Source organism: Vibrio sp. AK197, assembly GCF_053903115.1.
The window spans coordinates 1,396,070-1,416,242 of sequence record NZ_CP096430.1; the positions used below are offsets into that span (position 1 = coordinate 1,396,070).

Below are 20,173 nucleotides of genomic sequence, written 5' to 3' on the forward strand. Positions count from 1 at the left end.
AAAGGAGACTGGCATGTTTCATCAATCAAAAATTGTAGTTTGTTACCAAATAGCTAAGCAAAAATTTGTTTTGGGAGAGGCAGTTGGCACAGAAAGTACCGATCTCATTTCGTTGTGGTGGAATGCGCCAGAAGAGCAAGACTTCACAGAATATAATGGTTACCTGCTTTCCTTATTTGACGATGATGGCCGAGCGATTGGTGAGAAGGCGGTGTCAGATTTAACGGCTGAGGCGTTTTTATCTGGGGGTTATATGACAAAAGCCAGCTAATGATGCTGGCTTTTTATTTGTGCATAATTATGCACTTTTTATCTTAAGTTTGTAGACGACATCTTCAAGTTCGATATCCGTTTTTGCCCGGCATATGCAGGGCAAAATTTCATCTTGTTGAGTGTAAGCCATTGCAAAACCAATGTACTCCACTTCGCCTGAAACGATACGACATTTACATGCGCCGCAATGTCCGTCCCGGCAGTTATATTCAGGCTCTAGCCCCGCTTTCTCCATAGTTTCAAGCAAGGTATCCGACGGGTTAGTCTGAATATGTGTGATACGATTGATCTTTATGTCAGGCATTACAGTTCAAAATCTCCAAAGTCATCAGCGCTGACTTCATTGTCGATTTGGCCAACAAGGTAAGAGCTGATTTCAGCCTCTTGTGGTGCAACTTGAACGTTGTCAGAAGACAACCAAGCGTTGATCCAAGGAATCGGATTCGATTTCGATTCAGGGTAGGCTGCAGGCAGTCCGACCGCTTGCATACGTACGTTAGTGATATATTCAACGTATTGGCTGAGAATATCTTTATTCAAGCCGATCATCGAACCGTCTTTAAACAAATATTCTGCCCACTCTTTTTCCTGCTCAGCGGCTTCTTTAAACAGATCAAAACAAGCGTCTTTACACTCTTCCGCGACTTGAATGAAAGAGAAGTCATCTTGACCGTTACGTAGCAGGTTAATCATGTGCTGAGTGCCTGTCAGGTGCAGCGCTTCATCACGAGCAATAAGCTTGATGATTTTCGCGTTACCTTCCATCAGTTCGCGTTCGGCAAAAGCAAAAGAACAAGCGAAGCTGACGTAAAAACGAATCGCTTCTAGGGCGTTTACCGACATCAAGCATAAATAAAGCTTTTTCTTAAGCTCGTGCAAAGTAACAGAAACCGTTTCACCGTTTAGGGTATGTGTCCCTTCACCGTAGCGGTGGTAGTCGTTTGTGGCTTGAATCAAGTCGTCATAAAAGTGCGCAATGTCTTTGGCACGCTTTAGAATATGATCATTCTCGACGATATCATCAAATACTACACCCGGATCGTTCACTATGTTACGAATGATGTGGGTGTATGAACGAGAGTGAATGGTCTCAGAGAATGACCAAGTTTCAATCCATGTTTCCACTTCAGGCAGTGAGACTAACGGCAGTAATGCAACGTTAGGGCTACGGCCCTGAATGGAGTCGAGCAGTGTTTGATACTTCAGGTTGGAGATGAAGATATGCTTCTCGTGATCCGGCAACTTGTTGTAGTCAATACGGTCACTTGATACATCGACTTCTTCTGGACGCCAAAAGAACGAAAGCTGTTTTTCAATCAGCTTTTCAAAAATTTCATATTTTTGTTGGTCGTAACGTGCCACGTTAACGGATTGACCAAGAAACATAGGTTCTTTGAGCTGGTCATTTTTATTTCTGTTGAAAGTACTGTAAGCCATTTGCCTCAATCCTTTAAGCCCCTTGAATTTTCAAGGGGCAGTCTATCTATTTTTACTGGAGGTGTATTAAGTCAGTGGTTAGATCTTACAACCGCCGCCTGCGCAATCGTCGTCTGCTGCTTCAACGGCATCTTTTTGGTCGTCTTGAGCACCATCACGAGTGTTATGGTAGTAAAGAGTCTTCACACCAAATTTATACGCAGTAAGAAGATCTTGGAGCAGTTTCTTCATCGGCACTTTGCCCGTTTCGTAACGGCTTGGATCGTAGTTGGTATTTGCAGAGATAGATTGGTCAACAAACTTCTGCATAATACCGACAAGATGCAAGTAGCCATCATTCGAGCCGATCTTCCATAGTAGTTCATAATTTTCTTTGTACTGCGCGTACTCAGGAACCACTTGCTTCAAAATACCATCTTTAGAGGCTTTAACTGACACATAACCACGAGGAGGCTCGATGCCATTGGTGGCATTGGAGATTTGTGATGATGTTTCAGATGGCATTAATGCGGTCAATGTTGAGTTACGCAGACCGTACTCCATGATCTCTTCGCGCAGTGCATCCCAATCGTAATGAAGCGGTTCATTACAAATCGAGTCTAAGTCCGCTTTGTAAGTATCGATCGGTAGTAGACCTTTCGCGTAGTTAGTCTCATGGAACGATGGGCAACGGCCTTGCTCTTTTGCCAGTTCAACCGACGCTTTAAGCAAGTAGTACTGCATTGCTTCAAATGTGCGGTGAGTGAGGCCATTTGCACTACCATCTGAGTATTTCACGCCATTTTTCGCTAAGTAGTAAGCGTAGTTAATCACACCGACACCCAATGTGCGGCGATTCATGGTTGAGCGGTACGCAGCGGGTAGCGGGTAGTCTTGATAATCTAAAAGGGCATCAAGTGCACGGACGACAAGATCGGACAGCTCTTCAAAATCATCGAGGGATTCAATTGCACCCAAGTTAAATGCAGACAAGGTGCACAGTGCGATTTCACCCGTTTCATCTTCAACATTGCTCAACGGCTTGGTTGGCAACGCAATTTCGAGACAAAGGTTTGATTGACGAACCGGTGCAACTGTTGAATCAAACGGACTGTGAGTATTACAGTGGTCAACGTTTTGGATGTAGATACGACCGGTTGACGCGCGCTCTTGCATCAGTAGTGAGAATAATTCAACGGCTTTAACGCTTTCTTTCTTGATCGATGGATCGTTTTCGTATTTCACATACAAACGCTCAAATTCTTCTTGGTCTTCAAAGAATGCATCGTAAAGCCCAGGCACATCTGATGGTGAGAATAGGGTAATGTTGCCGCCTTTGACTAAGCGGTTATACATGAGCTTATTCAGTTGAACACCATAGTCCATGTGGCGTACACGGTTTTCTTCTACACCGCGGTTGTTTTTAAGCACCAATAGCGACTGAACTTCGCCATGCCACATTGGGTAAAACACAGTGGCAGCACCACCGCGGACACCACCTTGAGAACAACATTTTACAGCGGTTTGGAAATATTTGTAAAAAGGGATACAGCCTGTGTGGAAGGCTTCACCGCCGCGAATTTCAGAGCCCAATGCGCGAATACGACCGGCATTGATACCGATACCTGCACGCTGTGATACGTAACGGACAATTGAACTTGCCGTTGCGTTAATCGAATCAAGGCTGTCACCACATTCAATCAATACACACGAGCTAAATTGACGTGTTGGCGTACGCACACCAGACATAATTGGCGTTGGAAGAGAAATCTTGAACGTCGATGCCGCATCATAGAAACGCTTGATGTATTCTAGTCGTGTCTCTTTTGGATATTTAGCGAACAAGCAAGCGGCCACCAGAATGTATAAGAACTGGGCACTTTCATAGATTTGTCCAGACACACGGTTTTGAACGAAGTATTTACCTTCTAGCTGTTTTACCGCAGCGTAAGAAAAGTTCAAATCGCGTTTGTGGTCAATGTGGCGATCAAGCTCTGCAAATTCCTGTGGCGTATAATCCTCAAGAAGGTGCTTATCGTATTTGCCCATATCAACAAGACGAGTAACGTGATCAAACAGAGCAGGCGGCTCATATTCGCCATACGCTTTCTTACGCAGATGAAAAACCGCAAGACGCGCCGCTAGATATTGGTAGTCTGGCGTATCCTCAGAGATAAGGTCTGCTGCAGATTTGATGATGGTTTCGTGGATATCAGAAGTGGTAATACCATCATAAAACTGGATGTGAGCTTTTAATTCGACTTGAGAGACTGAAACATTATCTAGGTCTTCTGCAGCCCATGTGATAACGCGATGGATCTTATCAAGATCGATTTTTTCTTTACGTCCATCACGCTTAGTGACGGTTAGTTGTTGGTTCATTCTGCTTCATTTCCCTAACAAAACTGATTAAAGCCGTGTTTTTATGTAATTCTTGTAAATTCTCTGGCGGCTTTGTGATCAAAGTGACTCAATGCTTTGTGTTGAAAACACAAGATATAGGGGTATCTCTGCTTTCGGGTTACAAGATAGTGCTATTGGCAGGCTATTTCAAGGTGAAGATCTTGAATGACTTGTGGATAAGTGACAAATTTAAAAAAAACAGTAAGTAGATACTAACCGATAACAAAAGGTGGCTGTAGGCGGGAGAATTTGGCATGTTTAATATTGTATTTTTCCTAACCAAGAACAAAAAAAAATTTCTTGATCTTTAAGTCAAAAGTCGCTCCCAAAAAGCGTTTAATTTTGCCTCAAAAAAAGTGGAACAGAGCGCACGAACTAACGTTTATAAACTAAAAAAGGCAATGGCTTTGTGCTATTGCCTTTTTATTGTACAGCCGTTCTAATTAAAGCTGCTTGAGAGTATGAACAATGTAGTTTACGTCGACTTTTTGACCTAACGAGTAAGTATCGGTCAGTGGGTTATAATGCAAACCTTTTATACCCATGGCATGAAGGTCTGCACGATCGACCATTTTTAATAGTTCGGAAGGCTTAAGAAACTTGTCATGATCATGTGTGCCTTCAGGGACAATCTTCAGCAATTTCTCGGCGCCGACAATCGCGAAAAGATACGATTTAAAGTTTCGGTTGAGGGTAGAGAAAAACACATGTCCACCGGGTTTAACCAAAGCAGAACATGCTTGAATAACCGATTCAGGATCAGGCACGTGTTCGATCATTTCCATGCAGGTCACCACATCATAGGCCTGCGGATTTTGAGCGGCATGTTCTTCGATTGTACTTTGGATATAGTCGAGCTTAGTTCCTGTTTCCAATGCGTGAAGTCTCGCAACCTCAAGCGGCTCTTTACCCATATCCAGTCCCGTGACGAGGGCGCCTTCTTTTGCCATACTTTCTGACAAAATGCCGCCGCCACACCCGACATCGAGCACTTTCTTGCCGAATAAGCCGTGAGCACGTTCTAGGACATAATTAAGACGCAGTGGGTTTATCTGATGTAAAGGCTTAAATTCTCCTTCGAGATCCCACCAACGTGAGGCCATGTCTTCGAATTTTTTGATCTCGCTTGGATCGACGTTCTTTGCTTGAGTCATATCTTCTACCTGGAGTAAAACCGCTTCCATGAAATTAAAACGCATTATACTCGTTAGGCGACCAGGCACCACTATTTGAAAAATTTTTGCTATTAATGGCTAAAATGTAACCATTTATCAGAGGGATAATTGGATAATGTGCAATTTGTCGTCAGTTGATTCACAACCAACCTCACAACCTGATAAAAGCGTAGGGAAAGTGATGCCGCACACCATAAATGTGTGTTATATTTTTGCACCTTAAACGTATTATATATACGAAACTATAGAGGGATATTGGCTCTATGAGCGATCTAGCTAGAGAGATCACGCCCGTCAACATTGAAGATGAGCTAAGAGGTTCGTACCTTGACTATGCGATGTCCGTTATCGTGGGTCGTGCTCTTCCTGATGTGCGTGATGGTCTAAAACCGGTGCATCGCCGCGTGTTGTTCGCGATGAATGTATTAGGTAACGATTGGAACAAAGCATATAAAAAATCAGCCCGTGTTGTCGGCGACGTAATCGGTAAATATCACCCCCACGGTGATAGTGCTGTGTACGACACCATCGTACGTATGGCTCAACCGTTCTCACTTCGTTATATGCTGGTCGACGGTCAAGGTAACTTCGGTTCCATCGATGGCGACTCCGCCGCGGCGATGCGTTATACCGAAGTTCGAATGGCAAAAATTGCCCACGAGTTGTTGGCTGACCTAGACAAAGAAACAGTCGACTATGTACCGAACTATGACGGTACTGAGCAAATTCCAGAAGTTCTTCCAACCAAAATTCCAAACCTATTGGTTAACGGTGCGTCCGGTATCGCAGTAGGTATGGCAACCAATATTCCACCTCATAACTTAGGTGAAGTCATTGATGGTTGCTTGGCATACATTGATAACGAAGATGTTACCATCGACGAGTTGATGGAATATATTCCGGGGCCGGATTTCCCGACCGCGGCGTTGATCAGTGGTCGTAAAGGTATCATTGACGCATACAAAACTGGCCGCGGCAAAGTTTACATGCGTTCAAAAGCGGACATCGAAACAGACAAGAATGGTCGTGAAACCATTATCGTTACCGAAATTCCTTATCAGGTAAACAAGGCTCGCTTGATTGAAAAAATCGCGGAACTTGTGAAAGACAAACGCGTTGAAGGCATCAGTGCTTTACGTGATGAATCTGATAAAGAAGGTATGCGCATTGTTATCGAATGTAAGCGTGATGCTGTCGGCGAAGTGGTTCTGAATAACCTCTACGCAAATACACAGTTGCAAACCACGTTTGGTATCAACATGGTTGCGCTGAATGATGGACAGCCTCAGCTGTTTAATCTAAAAGACATGCTGAAATGCTTCGTCGACCACCGTCGTGAAGTGGTGACTCGCCGTACTATTTTCGAATTGCGTAAAGCGCGTGAGCGTGCGCATATTCTTGAAGGCTTAGCCCTTGCGTTGGCCAACATTGATGAAATTATTGAACTGATTCGTCAAGCGCCAACCCCAGCAGAAGCCAAAGCGGGTTTGATTGCTCGCGGTTGGAACCTTGGTAACGTTGCTGCAATGCTTGAACGTGCTGGTACTGATGCTGCGCGTCCTGAGTGGTTAGAGCCAGAATATGGTATTCGTGACGGCCAATACTTCCTTACCGAACAACAAGCACAAGCGATTCTTGAGCTTCGTCTACACCGTTTAACTGGTCTAGAACATGAAAAAATCCTAGACGAATACAAGCAACTGTTGGATGAGATTGCAGAGCTAATGCACATTCTTGCCAGCACTGAGCGTTTGATGGAAGTCATTCGTGAAGAGCTTGAGTATATTCGAGACGGTTACGGTGATGCACGTCGTACAGAAATCACTGCTGCGACCCATGATATTGACTTAGAAGAGCTGATTGCTCGTGAGGACGTTGTCGTAACACTCTCTCACGAAGGTTACGTGAAATACCAATTACTGAGCGACTATGAATCTCAACGTCGCGGCGGTAAAGGTAAGAGCGCGACGCGCATGAAAGACGAAGATTACATTGAGCGCTTATTGGTGGCCAATACGCATGATAATATTCTTTGCTTCTCAACACGCGGTAAAACTTATCGTCTTAAAGTCTATCAATTACCACATGCAACGCGTACTGCGCGTGGTAAACCTATCGTTAATATTCTTCCTCTCGAAGAAAATGAACGTATTACCGCGATTCTTCGCGTAGACGAATACTCAGAAGATAAGTTTATCTTTATGGCGACCGCTGATGGTACTGTGAAGAAAACATCGCTCGACCAATTCGCTAATGTTCGTTCTAATGGACTGATTGCTTTGAACCTCCGTGATGAAGATTCATTGATTGGTGTGGATATCACCTCAGGTGAAAATGAAATCATGTTGTTCTCGAAAGCGGGTAAAGTTGTTCGCTTTAAAGAAGCAGAAGAGATTCCTGTGCTTAACGAAGATGGCACGCCTGTTCTTGATGAAGACGGTAATCCGGAAATCAAGTTCAAAGGTGTTCGTCCTATGGGACGTACCGCTTCAGGTGTTCGTGGTATGAAGCTTGCGGGAGACGATAAAGTGGTATCACTGATTGTTCCTGCCACTGAAGGCGATGTACTGACTGTGACTGAAAATGGTTACGGGAAGCGTACCGCGCTGGCTGAATATCCAACCAAAGGCCGTGGTACTCAAGGCGTCGTTTCTATCAAAGTCTCTGAACGTAACGGCAGTGTTGTTGGAGCGATTCAAGCGGACGAGGGTGATGAGTTTATGATGATCACCAACGCGGGTACATTAGTGCGAACTCGCGTTTCTGAAGTAAGCCAAGTTGGGCGTAATACGCAAGGCGTTACTTTGATTCGTACTGCTGAAGACGAAAAAGTGGTTGGCTTACAACGCATTGAAGAAGTCGAAGAGGCTGACCTTGAAGCGTTGGCAGAGGAGGGGAGCGAAGTTGAATCAGATGTTCAACAAGATGCCACTCAAACACCAGAGCAACCAACGCAACAAGATGACGACGCAGAAAGTGACGAAGAATAATCACGTCTAAAGTGTTTTCATTTTAAAAACCGAGCTTAACCGCTCGGTTTTTTTATGGCTCTAGAAACAAATAGAGAAAGCCGAGAGCGATTGAGGCATGTGCAGTTCGATAAAATAGGCTGATAAAGGATAAATACACCCACGTGTCTCATTGCTGCGGCACAAACTTTGATAGCGTATTAACCAACCTTAATCGGCAAGGAACACACATGTTGGATGACGTACTACTCACGTTATCTTGGATGCTGCTAGGAATGCTGTTTATTTACCCTTTTGCTGTCGCAGTACTTCAGGGCCTGAGTTACTCAAAACATCAAGTTCGTCAACGAAAGCGGGTAAAATACTTCAATTTTATCTTTCTGCTCTTATTTGTCGTGATATCCATCTTATATCTTGATGGGGCGATGATAGGCTACGGTTCAACAAATTATTATGCTTGGCTGACCACACCTTAGTCCTTTATCAGTGTTTAAATACAAAAAAACCGAGCGTTGGCCGCTCGGTTTTTTATATCTGTTGTTCATTCGCGCTGGCTAGCTTTTGTATTCAGATGTGGTAATACTGCCAATTTCCAGCATAGGCGCAACGTCATAATCTTCCGCATTCATCATAGAAGAAATTCTTTGCACTGATGATAGCAGCAGTGATTGCTCCCACTCTTCGAGCTTTTGGAAATTATTCACGAAGCTGTGTTGAAGTGGCAATGGTGCTTCTTCTAACAGTGTTCTACCTTTATCCGTCAAATGCGCATGAACTTTACGCTTATCCGTTTGGCTACGAATGCGCTGTACTAGCTCATTGCGCTCAAGCCTATCAAGAATCGTCGTGGCGGTTGCTTGGCTCATATTGGTGTTCTTTGATAACTCTTTAATGGTGACCTGACCAAGCTCACGAATTGAACGCATTAGGATCAACTGAGGCCCAGTCAACCCAGACTCTTTACTCAGTTTCTTCGAGTGTAGATCTATCGCTCTAATGATTTGGCGGATGGCGACCAAGACTTCTTCGTGTTTTTCCAAACTAATTTCCCAACGATTTTTGAGGTTGTATACAATGACTGACGCGAACATACCGGAAATTAACTGCCATTTAAAGTATAAATCGCAGTGATATTTAAGTGCTAACAAATTTTATTTTGACTACGAATAATTGAGCGTAAGTAAAAAGATTTGTATTCGAACCATATGGTTTAATATCCATCTAATTTATATGGTTAATATTTGTGCGCTTGAACCTAATTATTTAAGTTTTTTGGTTGTTTATTAATCATTTGCTGGATTATTAATTCATAAAATGTAAACTATCTGTCGAATTTGTATTCGGGCTCATCAATTTTATCATTGTTGAATGATTTTTGTACTAAACATTATTAGACGATATGACGAGTCACCAGGAAATGTTTATCAGAGAGGATGCATGACGAAAGGTATAGATAAGTACAGTATCGACAGTACCGACTACACAGTCGGTCAAGATAACGTACAAAAGTGGGGGTTTGATGTTCATAACCCTGTGTTTGGGATCAGTGCAGGTTTGATTGGCTTATTTTTATTAGCCGCGATGTTTCTCGACCCTCATGACACTAAAACCGCATTAGATGGCATTAAGTGGAGCATTATCGGTGCTTTTGATTGGTTGTTTATCTGGGCAGGGAATATCTTTGTAATTTTCTGTTTGGCGCTGATCGTATCGCCATTTGGTAAAATTCGACTTGGTGGCAAAGAGGCCACTGCCGATTTCTCTTTCATGTCATGGCTGGCGATGTTGTTCGCGGCGGGCATGGGTATCGGCTTGATGTTCTGGAGTGTTGCTGAGCCTGTTGCTTACTTCACAGGGTGGTATGAAACCCCTCTTAACGTAGAAGCGAACACACCGGAAGCTGCGAAGCTTGCTCTTGGCGCAACCATGTATCACTGGGGTCTTCACCCTTGGGCTATCTATGGCGTTGTTGCGTTATCTTTGGCATTTTTTGCTTATAACAAAGGCCTTCCACTCTCTATCCGTTCAATCTTTTACCCTATTTTAGGTGATAAAGCGTGGGGTTGGGCTGGCCATATTGTCGATATTCTGGCGGTTCTCGCGACACTGTTTGGCTTGGCAACATCATTGGGGCTTGGTGCACAACAAGCAGCCAGTGGTATTCACCACGTGTTTGGCTTGGACTCAGGTCTTGGTTTGCAAGTGATTGTTATTATTGGTGTGACTCTATTAGCCACGGTGTCTGTTATTCGTGGTCTTGATGGTGGTGTGAAAGTCATCAGTAACATCAACATGATCGTGGCATTCTTGCTTCTAGTGTTGGTTGCTCTTATTGGTTACGCTGTCACATTTGGATCTATTCCAACCACAATCACAGCGTATGTTGAAAATATTATTCCGCTAAGTAATCCACATGGCCGCGAAGACGAGGCATGGTTCCAAGGCTGGACGGTATTTTACTGGGCTTGGTGGATTTCATGGTCACCATTTGTTGGTACCTTTATCGCTCGCGTCTCAAAAGGTCGTACTGTTCGTGAATTCATGACAGCCGTACTGATTGTTCCAACGCTGGTAACGGTTGTCTGGATGTCGGTATTTGGCGGTTTAGCGATCGAACAAGTTGCTGATAAAGTCGGAGCTCTAGGAACTCAAGGCCTCACAGATGTTTCGCTTGCCATGTTTGAAATGTTTGATGTACTGCCTTACGGCGCGATTCTATCAACCATTGCCATTATCCTAGTGTTGGTATTCTTTATTACCTCTTCTGACTCGGGCTCTATGGTTATCGATAGTATTACTGCTGGCGGTAAAATGGATGCGCCTGTACCACAACGTATTTTCTGGGCGTTGATGGAAGGGGCGATTGCGATTGCCTTGCTATGGGTAGGTGGTACTGAAGCGATTCAAGCACTACAAGCCGGCGCGATTTCAACGGCATTGCCATTTACCTTTGTGCTGCTACTGATGTGTGTCAGTTTGATTAAAGGGATGAGCACCGAAGATCGCAGCTAAGCTGATCATGAAGATAAAAAAGGAGCCAATTGGCTCCTTTTTTTGTCGGTATATTAAGATAACGGAATGGTCACTATAACCAGAAGTTCTTCAATGGCTCTTGCTTGTCATAGTAATAAGCGATTTGTGCCTGCAGCAGTTCTGCGGTCGCAATTGCGTCCGTCAGAGCGTGATGTGGAGTATAAGCGGGCAAGCAATAACGTGTCCGGCTTTGACCTAATCGCACTGATTGAGGACGCTTTCCTTTGAGCCGATTAAGCAACCCGCCATTTACCTTCTTTTGAATCATACTTTCAAGAGCCAGCGTATCGACAACAGGAAATTCAATGCCTTCTTTCACGCGTGACTTTAGTGCTCGGTCGAGAAACTTTCGCTCAATCTGATTGTAATGAACCACTAAAATTTTACCGCTCATCTCTGCTAGCACATCTGCATAGATATCCTCAAAGTCCGGTGCATCCAAAATATCACTATGTGTAATCCCATGGATAACCACCGAGTCTTCTTCGAGTTGGCGACGAGGGCGCACTGTCCAGTGCTTGGCCTTATTTAAAAATATGCGATTTAATGTAAATGGCACGGTACCAATCGTCAGGATTTCATCTTCCTTGGCGTTGAGCCCGGTTGTCTCAAAATCCATTGCCAAAAAGACAACGTCTTCGATTGGCGTATCGCCAGCTTGAACTCCAGCTTGATAAAAGGATTGTAACTGAGGGTTTTTAACCAACTTCAGCTTTTGTTGAAACTTGTGCTCCCAATCAATCGCAGGAGAGGCGACGTGTCGTTTGAACATATTCGTTCTCTCTTACAATTTTTTACCCGCTTGATAGCGGTACTTTAAAAAGTTTTGTGCATTACTCAGGATCTGAAAGGCATCTTTGAGGTTGCGGCGTTCAAAATCAGACAGATGCTCTGGCTCGATATTGTTATCGGGTTCGATACTGTTTTCGACATCGTAAGCTTGGTGGCGAATACGTACCATAGAGATAAATTCAAGGGCATCGCGAATGTCTTCGGCTTTCCCTTTCGGTAAAATGCCCGCATCGATAATGTCATCGAGGCGTTCGAATGAGTTGCGCGAGCGAGAGCCAACTGCCAAAGCATGAACACGAATCAAATCGGCCAGTGGCGCAGTACCGCGACGTTTCAAGTTGATCGAGTTATTATGACGACCATCTTTTTCCATTACGAAGCTTTTAAAGAATCCGAGAGGTGGGGTTCGGTTGAGGGCATTGCGTGCCAAACAAGCCAAGAATCGGTTATTACGACGTGAACGGCGAACGATAAAACCATTCAGTTGCTCTGCCCATTTTAGGCGTCCGTATACCCCATCGAGATCAAAGAAGATAGACGCATTGAGTAAGGCTTTTGGATTCGGGTCATCAATCCAATCAGCGAAACATTCTTCCCATTCTCGGCGTGTCATACGCCAAGTTGGGTTGGTCGCCATGATATCACCGGTGCAATACGCATAGCCGCATTTATCTAACCCATCACAAATGATTTTGGAAAATTGTTCAAAATACTCGCCATGTTTTTCTGGGTCATAGCTGTCATCGAGAATAATGGCATTGTCTTGATCGGTCACCAGCAATTGCTCGTCTCGTCCCATTGAGCCAAGAGCAAGGAAGCAATATGGGATAGGCGCTGCGCCTAATTCTTCTTCGGCTAATTCAATGATGCGCTGCTTAAAACTGCGTCCGATCACCGACATCGCGCTGCCTACCATGTGCGAGTTCGCGTCTTCATTGACCAAACGGACGAAGCTGTCTTTGACCTGCTCGGAGAGTGCAGAAAGTTCTTCAATCGAATGCTGTTGGAAAATGCTGCTGACTAAAAGCAGTGAACTTTGTGATTCATAACGAACGATGTCACTGGTTTCAATAATACCGATCGGCTTTTTATTTTTCAGTACGGGTAAGTGGTGAACGTTATAGCGCAGCATTTTAAGCATGGCTTCATACACATACGCGTTGTGATCGAGGGAAAGCAGTTCAGTGGTCATCACTGAAGCGACTTCATCATGAGGGTCCAGACCTTGGGCTAATACGCGAGTACATAAATCTCGATCGGTGATAATACCAATCAGAGAGCTGCTGTCTTGCTCTTCGTCTTCCTCTATCTCTGGATCCATAACCAACAGCGCGGAAATGTTCTCTTCCGCCATTTTTATCGCTGAGTTTTGAATACTCTCATTTTTATCGATAAATGGTGCTTCTCGAGTGATCAAAGTGCGAACTTTTGAGGTCGTGAGATCATTCTCTTCTTGGGTGCTTGACACCGCTTGACGCAGGCGAGCGCTGTTTTCTACTTCGACATAGTCTGCGAATGAGTCGTGCTCTTCATACAGCTCTTGAAACACTTGTTCTGGAATGCAGTAAACGAGCGTGTCTTCAATTGCTTTTACGGGGAAGCGTACTTTGTTATTCGTTAATAACCCCATTTGTCCAAAGATAGCGCCTTGGTCGAGGCGGTTATACAACTCACCTTTACGTCGGTATACCTCAACCACGCCACTTCGAACCATGTAGAGATCAGTGATGTGATCGCCAAAGTGGATGATAGGGGTATCTTCTCTGAAGTATGAAATCTCAACATGACGAGTGACATTATCGAGGGTTTCATCGGGAAGCTCGTCAAAAGGCGGATACTGTGCGAGAAAATTTTTAATTTCAATCAGTTCAGCTTCCATATCTCTATTTCTCAGTTTGGGATGCAATCCCTCTATCTTACCTTAAGTTGATGATTTCTGCATGACGAGAAGCGCTAAATCCACACTCGAATGGAAGCTGCTGCAATGAAATCGGGTGAAATGATTAAATGTTAACTTTTAATGTTGGAAATGAGTTCAAAAATAATATTAAAAGCTTATATATCAATGAGTTTATACGGTAACATGCCATTCCCTAAATAAACGTTATGGTGTCCTGATAAAAATGAAAATCACTCTAAAGTCCAAGTTAATTGGGTCGAGTTTATTGGCGGTGGTGGCCATGGCCAGCGCGTTAACTTGGTTGGCGTCTCATCGTTTATACGAGCAGACTCAAGCGGCCATTTATAATCGAACAACAAGCTTAGCAAAAGCGACCGTTTCCAGTATTTCCGACTGGGTTGCTATCCGTGAATCGATTGCTCAATCATTTAATGACCATACCCAAGAAGCGGATGTGATTCCCTTTCTTCAACAATCGCGAAATGCGGGTGGTTTCGATGATATTTTCTTTGGAACAACACAAGGCGAGATGCTGCGCTCGCATCCAGAGCGTAATAGGGCGGGTTATGACCCAAGACAACGTCCTTGGTATCAAGATGCAAAATCGGCGGGTAAACAGATTATTACCACGGCTTATCAAGATGCGATCACCAATGCGCTTTTAATTACGATAGCCGAGCCAATTAACAAGCAAGGTCAGTTTATTGGTGTTGTGGGCGCAGATGTACTGATTGATCAGTTGGTGGAAGATGTGATTGCGCTTGATGCCGGTGTGAACGCCAACACCATGCTGATTGATGCGCAAAATGGTACGTTTCTCGCTCACCAAAATAGCGAACTTATCCTAAAACCTGTCAGTGAATTGTCGTCCAATCTTTCCATGCCCAATATTAAACAAGCGGCAACTGACTCTGTGCTAGAGAGCGTTGACGTCACTGGCGTCGAAAAGTTGATGCTGTTTAAGAAAGTGCCGAACACCGATTGGTACTTCGCCATTGAGTTGGATAAATCGACAGAGCTACAAAGCTTTTATCAGTTACTTAAAGGGCTGATCTTTACCGCGTCTATTATTGCTTTGGCCGTGTTTGGCTTGGTGTCATGGCTGGTTAATTTCCTATTTCGCGATTTAGGCCGCGTCTCTAAGGCATTGGAAGAAATCGCATCGGGTGACGGCGACTTAACTCAAACCATTACTCCGCGTTTTGATGATGAAGTCGGACAATTGGCGCGTAATTTTAATGTATTTGTTGAAAATATGCGTACGCTAGTTATGCAACTTCATTCTGTTGCGGGCGAGCTTTCTGAGCAGTCACGCGCCACCGCAAACCAAGCCAAAGAGCGTAGTGAGCGTATTGGGTTGCAACAAGACGAAATCAATATGGTGGCGACCGCCATTAATGAAATGTCAGCAGCGACTCATGAGATTGCCAATAACGCTGATAATGCCGCGCATTCGGCAACGCAAGCGGTATCGACATCGGTTAATGGCTCCGCGCAAGTGGGTCAAACTCAAGCGTCAATTCAAAACCTCGCGAAAGAAGTACAAATCGCCACGGATGTGATTCAAGAACTTAATGGGCATAGCCAGAGTATTAGTACGATTTTGGGCACCATCACTGATATCGCTGAACAAACCAATTTGCTGGCCTTAAATGCAGCAATTGAAGCCGCTCGTGCTGGTGAGCAAGGTCGAGGGTTTGCTGTTGTTGCGGATGAAGTTCGTGTCTTGAGCCAGCGAACTCATGCGTCAACGAAAGAGATCCAGACTATGATTGAGACGCTGCAATCCACGACGGGTAAAGCCGTGACCATCATGGATGATAGCCGCAATCTGGCCAACACTTCCGTTGCGGATGCTGAGCAAGCAGCACATAATTTGGAGCAGATTAAATCGGCGATTGAACTGATCAGCGATATGGCGACTCAGATCGCGACCGCGGCAGAGGAACAAGCCTCAGTGACTTCAGAAGTGACGCGCAATACACAAGGTATTCGTGACGTATCAAATGATCTCTCTGATGAAGCAGTGCAGGCTGCAGAGCAGGCAGGTAAACTCTCAGCACTGTCTGATCAATTGCATGGCCACATTCAGCGTTTTAAGTTATAAGCTGATAAGGTTACAGCAACAAAAAGCGCCACTTTTTAGTGGCGCTTTTTTTGATCAAGGCATGTTCTTAGTCAATCAAGCCATATTGCGCTTGTAGAATATCGATGATGTCCTGTTTTGGATTATTGCTCATCACGACGGGCTTTCCGGTGATTGTTTCCGCGATATCTGTATAAGTTTTTGACACCGCCATCAGTGCATCAAGCGGCAGTGCGTTGTCTCGTGCTAGCGCTTCACGCTCTGGCATTCTCTCTTTGTTGAGCAGAATATCTGGGTCAGGGAAATGATTAAGTAAGAACTGTCGGAATCCTTCTTTCGAGTTTTCAACGATCTTCCCTTCAGAGTAAGCTTTTTGATCCCACAGACGCGATGAGTCTGGCGTACCGACTTCGTCCATATAAATCAGTTTTTCTTGACCGCTACGGTCAGTGACATAGCCAAATTCAAATTTTGTATCAACGAAAATCTGACCCACTTGTTGAAGAGCATCACTGATAACGGTAAACCCGTCTTTAAGAAGCTTTTCGTAGTGAGCGATATCTTGTGGTGAAGCGAAGTTAAATGCGGAGTAATTTTCTTCAATGTTTTGGCGCGAAATATTGACATCATCGGCTTCAGGAACACCGGGAATACCTTTCAGAATGCCTTTAGTGGACGGAGTGATAAGTATCTCGGGCAGGGCTTTATCCTTCTCTAGTCCTTCAGGTAGCTTGATACCACAGAATTCGCGTTCGCCTTTTTCATATGCACGCCACATTGAGCCCGTGATGTATTGACGACAGATGGCTTCGATTTTTACTGGTTTGGCTTTTTGTACTATCCACACAAGAGGGTGGGGAATATCCAGTATATGACTATCCGCCAATCCATTTTGTTTAAAAAGGCTAAACCAATGGTTGGAAATAGCATTAAGCGCCGCGCCTTTTCCTGGAACGCCTTGAAGGTCGTTTTCACCATGCCAAATACAGTCAAATGCAGAAATTCGATCACTGATCACCATGATGGCCAACGGGGCATCATCTGGAACTGGGTAACCTTTTTCTTTGATCAGACGGCGGCTATCTTGCTCTGTTAGCCAGTAAACAGAGCGAACTTTCCCACTGTGAACGGGCTTATCGGTACGAATGGGAAGATCGTCATTGACGGCAAGAACTTGGTCAGCGAGGCTCATGAGGCATTCCTATGCTTAATTTCAAAACAACAGCGTAGAAGTGAAAGAAATCACTTAAATTTGAGAAGAATCATACCAGAAGATTTTGACACTTCCAGAGAAAAAGCAAACGTTTGCCTTGGCAATGAAAAATAGATACAAAAAAGCCTCTTCCGTAATACCAAAAGAGGCGAACAGACAGCTGTAATTCGGAGTGGTTAATGATATTGCGAGTGTTGTCCTTCAACGAAAAACAGTTCACACCCATAACGCTCTGCCATTTGAGTCAGCAGTTTTTGATTAATTAAATCGATATTCGTCGACGCAACTATCGCGCTGGCGTTTTGAGATTTAATGGCCTGTATGACGATTTCAATTTCCGACTTAGTTCGAGATGGCTTCATATGAATCACATTTTTGCAAAGTACGTTAAAAGCATTGAGCTGTTGGAGATCAGGGCGAGGGCATTCTGAAGTGAACAGTACCCATTGCTGCTGAGATAAGCCAGCAATGCGCTCCAATGTTCGGGCATCAATATCTAAAGGCTTTGTTGGTTGGGCAAGAACATTGTGTTTCGAATAAGTACGTGCTTTTAGTTGAATCATAATACTGTTCCTTCATGCATGCTGTATGTGCATACAGTATTACTGATCGACAACTGGATCAAGTCATATTTGTTGTTTTTTTATCCATGATGTTGGTGGTTATACGCGGTTTTTGTATTAAGTTGTTGAATAGTAGATAAAAGTAATCTTTTCTTTATGATGACATTGAGGCTGGTGAAATAGTCGGGTCTAGTGATGTAGACAAAGATTAGGCGGATATACAGTCGTCTACAGCGATCAAAAAAGCGCCCGCATAAGGCGCTTCTTGTTGTATAGAGAAAACCCCCAGCTAGGCTGGGGGTTCCGTAAAGCTTATAGCTATAAGTCAGTTATATAACCCCTTTCAATTTGATAAAAACGTCTTGTGGTCTGGCAACTGCAAGAGTTAATTAAGAATTGAAAGGGGGTCCCAATGGGGGACGAAAAGAGCTTAGCGCACACGCGCTGGAACTGTAAATACCACATAGTCTTTGCACCGAAATATAGAAGGCAAGTTTTCTACGGAGAAAAACGTAGAGCGATAGGTGAAATATTGAGGAAACTATGTGAATGGAAAAATGTGAACATTCTTGAAGCGGAATGTTGCGCGGATCATATCCACATGCTTTTAGAAATACCGCCCAAAATGAGTGTTTCAGGGTTTATGGGGTACTTGAAAGGCAAAAGTAGCCTAATGCTTTATGAACGATTCGGCGATTTGAAGTTTAAATATAGAAATCGAGAGTTTTGGTGCCGAGGTTATTATGTAGATACGGTAGGTAAGAATACGAGCAAGATACAAAATTACATCAAGCACCAATTAGAGCAGGATAAAATGGGAGAGCAATTATCGCTCCCGTATTCAGGTAGCCCGTTTACGGGCCGCAGGAAATAGTCATATGCAAATGTCAGATCACTACGCGCCTGCTAGGGCGCTGCCAGTAGGAGAGCCTTATAGGCGCATATGAAAAACCACCGGCTATGCCGGTGGATACTTTTTTTTTCAGCAAAAGGCTGTTATTGACGTATTGATTGCCGAGCTTGTTCACGTTCGCGTTGTTGTATTTCGCCAATATTAAACTGTCGAACGTCAAGCGTTGCAATACTGTTGCATTGTTCACATGAGTAGTGACACTTGCTATCAATATATTCGTGTTTGATTACTAGAGCGGGTTTTTTACACCAATCACAAACACCCTCAATCGTAAACATGTTATCTCCTCACCTGGTTTACAGTATGTAATCCTAGCGGCGCAAATTATTGCATAGCCTACGCACTAATGTTGAAATTTTGTTATGAAATGGGAGGGGTATCGATTGCTTTTCTCGTTGAAGCTATATCGCACATGACTTGGAATTAATAGTTTATATGTAACTACTTATTAACATGGGCCACAAGAATTTTTAATGCACTGTTTAAACGCTTCATTTCTTCATCACTGCCTTTTAAATCGGGGTGATAAATTTTACACAGCTGTTTATAGCGAGTTTTGAGCTGTTTTTCATCGGGTAAGTTTGCAAGGCGGTAGCCAAACATCGAAGCCGCAAGACCTAGTTTGTGATCACGGGTTTCTGTTTTTGGTGGCTGAGGAGTCGCTTCAAGCTTTTTAAATTGGCGAAAGAGTGTTTCTAGTTGACGCTTTTGTTGCTTGATTGTCGCATTTTGCTGGTCAATGTGTGCTTGCAATTGCTCAACATAATTAGCTGAAGCTTGGTCTTTTTGGTGCGTGAAGCGCTTCTTAACCAATAATAATAGAATTATCGCCAGCGCTGCCGCAAGAGCAATGATGGTATAAAGCATCCAACCATGGCTGGGGCTTATCTGATTTGCGTTCGTGGATGACTGTGTACTTTCTTCGATACTGTGCTCTCGCTCATTGATAGCAGCCAGTTGTTTTGCTCGCTGCTGGTTGAACTGTTGCTCCAATAACTGCGCATAGACATTGGCCGCCTGTTCATCAGTGTCTGCCGCAAGTTGATACCAAGCTTGAGCTAAAGATTCTGAAGCGATGGTTTGCCCTTCGGGAGAAAGGTAAAGTTCAGCAATTGCAATTTGCGCTTGGGTATTGCCCGTTACTGCCGATTTCAACAGCCAATAAAAACTTGAAGAAAATTCCATATTGTTGCTGGTGTTTAATGACAACTTGGCAAGGGCGAGGCTTGCTTGAAGGTGCCCATTTTGGGCTGCTTGAGTATACCAATAGCTGGCATCAGGAAGAGCGGACTCGTCGTTTGCATATCGCTGGGCGAGTTCAAATTGAGCTTGAGTATTATTTTGTTCTGCTTGTTGACGTAATGTCTCTAAATCTTCAGCGCCAGCGTGCAAAGGCGCTAGCAGTGCTAAACATAGAACGACGTTTTTGATGCTCAA

The 20,173-nt window shown here is 44.0% G+C and carries 17 protein-coding genes; 6 read left to right on the plus strand and 11 right to left on the minus strand.

The annotated features are described in order from the left end of the window. Positions 1–13 precede the first annotated feature (13 nt). Entirely contained in the window at positions 14–271 is a 258-nt protein-coding gene (locus M1D72_RS13670; RefSeq protein WP_390190184.1) for a hypothetical protein, read from the plus strand. 27 nt (positions 272–298) lie between these two features. Here M1D72_RS13670 and yfaE read toward each other — a convergent pair whose 3' ends face one another. The 4 genes from yfaE to ubiG form a co-directional block, all read right to left on the minus strand. Further along, complete coding sequence (gene yfaE / locus M1D72_RS13675) at positions 299–577, minus strand: class I ribonucleotide reductase maintenance protein YfaE (RefSeq protein ID WP_390190182.1); 279 nt, start codon at positions 575–577, stop codon at positions 299–301. Continuing rightward, on the minus strand, positions 577–1,710 hold the full coding sequence (nrdB, locus tag M1D72_RS13680; protein WP_456297243.1) for a class Ia ribonucleoside-diphosphate reductase subunit beta: 1,134 nt from the start codon (positions 1,708–1,710) through the stop codon (positions 577–579). The genes yfaE and nrdB overlap by 1 nt, the downstream gene beginning before the upstream one ends. Positions 1,711–1,788: 78 nt before the next feature. Continuing rightward, a complete protein-coding gene (nrdA, locus tag M1D72_RS13685; RefSeq protein WP_456297244.1) occupies positions 1,789–4,071 on the minus strand; it encodes a class 1a ribonucleoside-diphosphate reductase subunit alpha in 2,283 nt (760 codons plus the stop codon). Between the two features lie 464 nt (positions 4,072–4,535). Beyond that, entirely contained in the window at positions 4,536–5,246 is a 711-nt protein-coding gene (ubiG, locus tag M1D72_RS13690; RefSeq protein ID WP_456297395.1) for a bifunctional 2-polyprenyl-6-hydroxyphenol methylase/3-demethylubiquinol 3-O-methyltransferase UbiG, read from the minus strand. A gap of 284 nt (positions 5,247–5,530) precedes the next feature. On the opposite strand from ubiG, the gene gyrA reads away from it, so the two are divergent. Then, a complete protein-coding gene (gene gyrA, locus M1D72_RS13695) occupies positions 5,531–8,257 on the plus strand; it encodes a DNA topoisomerase (ATP-hydrolyzing) subunit A (RefSeq protein WP_390190177.1) in 2,727 nt (908 codons plus the stop codon). Positions 8,258–8,466: 209 nt separating this feature from the next. Beyond that, on the plus strand, positions 8,467–8,712 hold the full coding sequence (locus M1D72_RS13700) for a hypothetical protein (RefSeq protein ID WP_390190176.1): 246 nt from the start codon (positions 8,467–8,469) through the stop codon (positions 8,710–8,712). A 78-nt stretch (positions 8,713–8,790) separates the two neighbouring features. Here the strand turns inward: M1D72_RS13700 and M1D72_RS13705 are convergent, their stop codons facing one another. Then, the gene (locus M1D72_RS13705; protein ID WP_390190174.1) at positions 8,791–9,276 is read right to left on the minus strand and encodes a MarR family winged helix-turn-helix transcriptional regulator; all 486 of its coding nucleotides are present in this window, start codon (positions 9,274–9,276) and stop codon (positions 8,791–8,793) included. A gap of 397 nt (positions 9,277–9,673) precedes the next feature. Between M1D72_RS13705 and M1D72_RS13710 the strand changes: the two genes are divergently transcribed. Further along, entirely contained in the window at positions 9,674–11,248 is a 1,575-nt protein-coding gene (locus M1D72_RS13710) for a BCCT family transporter (protein ID WP_390190173.1), read from the plus strand. Between the two features lie 73 nt (positions 11,249–11,321). Here the strand turns inward: M1D72_RS13710 and M1D72_RS13715 are convergent, their stop codons facing one another. Together M1D72_RS13715 and M1D72_RS13720 are read right to left on the minus strand one after the other, a co-directional pair. After that, positions 11,322–12,041, minus strand: coding sequence for a 3'-5' exonuclease (locus tag M1D72_RS13715; protein ID WP_456297245.1), 720 nt, complete (start codon positions 12,039–12,041; stop codon positions 11,322–11,324). Positions 12,042–12,053: 12 nt separating this feature from the next. Next, positions 12,054–13,940 (minus strand): DUF294 nucleotidyltransferase-like domain-containing protein, encoded by a 1,887-nt coding sequence (locus M1D72_RS13720; RefSeq protein ID WP_456297246.1) that lies wholly within the window; start codon positions 13,938–13,940, stop codon positions 12,054–12,056. Between the two features lie 244 nt (positions 13,941–14,184). Between M1D72_RS13720 and M1D72_RS13725 the strand changes: the two genes are divergently transcribed. Then, a complete protein-coding gene (locus tag M1D72_RS13725) occupies positions 14,185–16,068 on the plus strand; it encodes a methyl-accepting chemotaxis protein (RefSeq protein ID WP_456297247.1) in 1,884 nt (627 codons plus the stop codon). Positions 16,069–16,135: 67 nt separating this feature from the next. Here the strand turns inward: M1D72_RS13725 and M1D72_RS13730 are convergent, their stop codons facing one another. Further along, positions 16,136–17,239, minus strand: a complete 1,104-nt coding sequence (locus M1D72_RS13730; protein ID WP_456297248.1) for a phosphoribosylaminoimidazolesuccinocarboxamide synthase — start codon at positions 17,237–17,239, stop codon at positions 16,136–16,138. 197 nt (positions 17,240–17,436) lie between these two features. Further along, positions 17,437–17,823, minus strand: coding sequence for a hypothetical protein (locus M1D72_RS13735; protein ID WP_456297249.1), 387 nt, complete (start codon positions 17,821–17,823; stop codon positions 17,437–17,439). Between the two features lie 412 nt (positions 17,824–18,235). Here M1D72_RS13735 and tnpA point away from each other — a divergent pair, with 412 nt between their 5' ends. After that, a complete protein-coding gene (gene tnpA / locus M1D72_RS13740) occupies positions 18,236–18,697 on the plus strand; it encodes an IS200/IS605 family transposase (protein ID WP_456295486.1) in 462 nt (153 codons plus the stop codon). 122 nt (positions 18,698–18,819) lie between these two features. Here tnpA and M1D72_RS13745 read toward each other — a convergent pair whose 3' ends face one another. Together M1D72_RS13745 and M1D72_RS13750 are read right to left on the minus strand one after the other, a co-directional pair. After that, positions 18,820–19,014: a hypothetical protein gene (locus M1D72_RS13745; protein ID WP_456297250.1), complete on the minus strand. Its 195-nt coding sequence runs from the start codon at positions 19,012–19,014 to the stop codon at positions 18,820–18,822. A gap of 163 nt (positions 19,015–19,177) precedes the next feature. Next, entirely contained in the window at positions 19,178–20,173 is a 996-nt protein-coding gene (locus tag M1D72_RS13750) for a hypothetical protein (protein ID WP_456297251.1), read from the minus strand.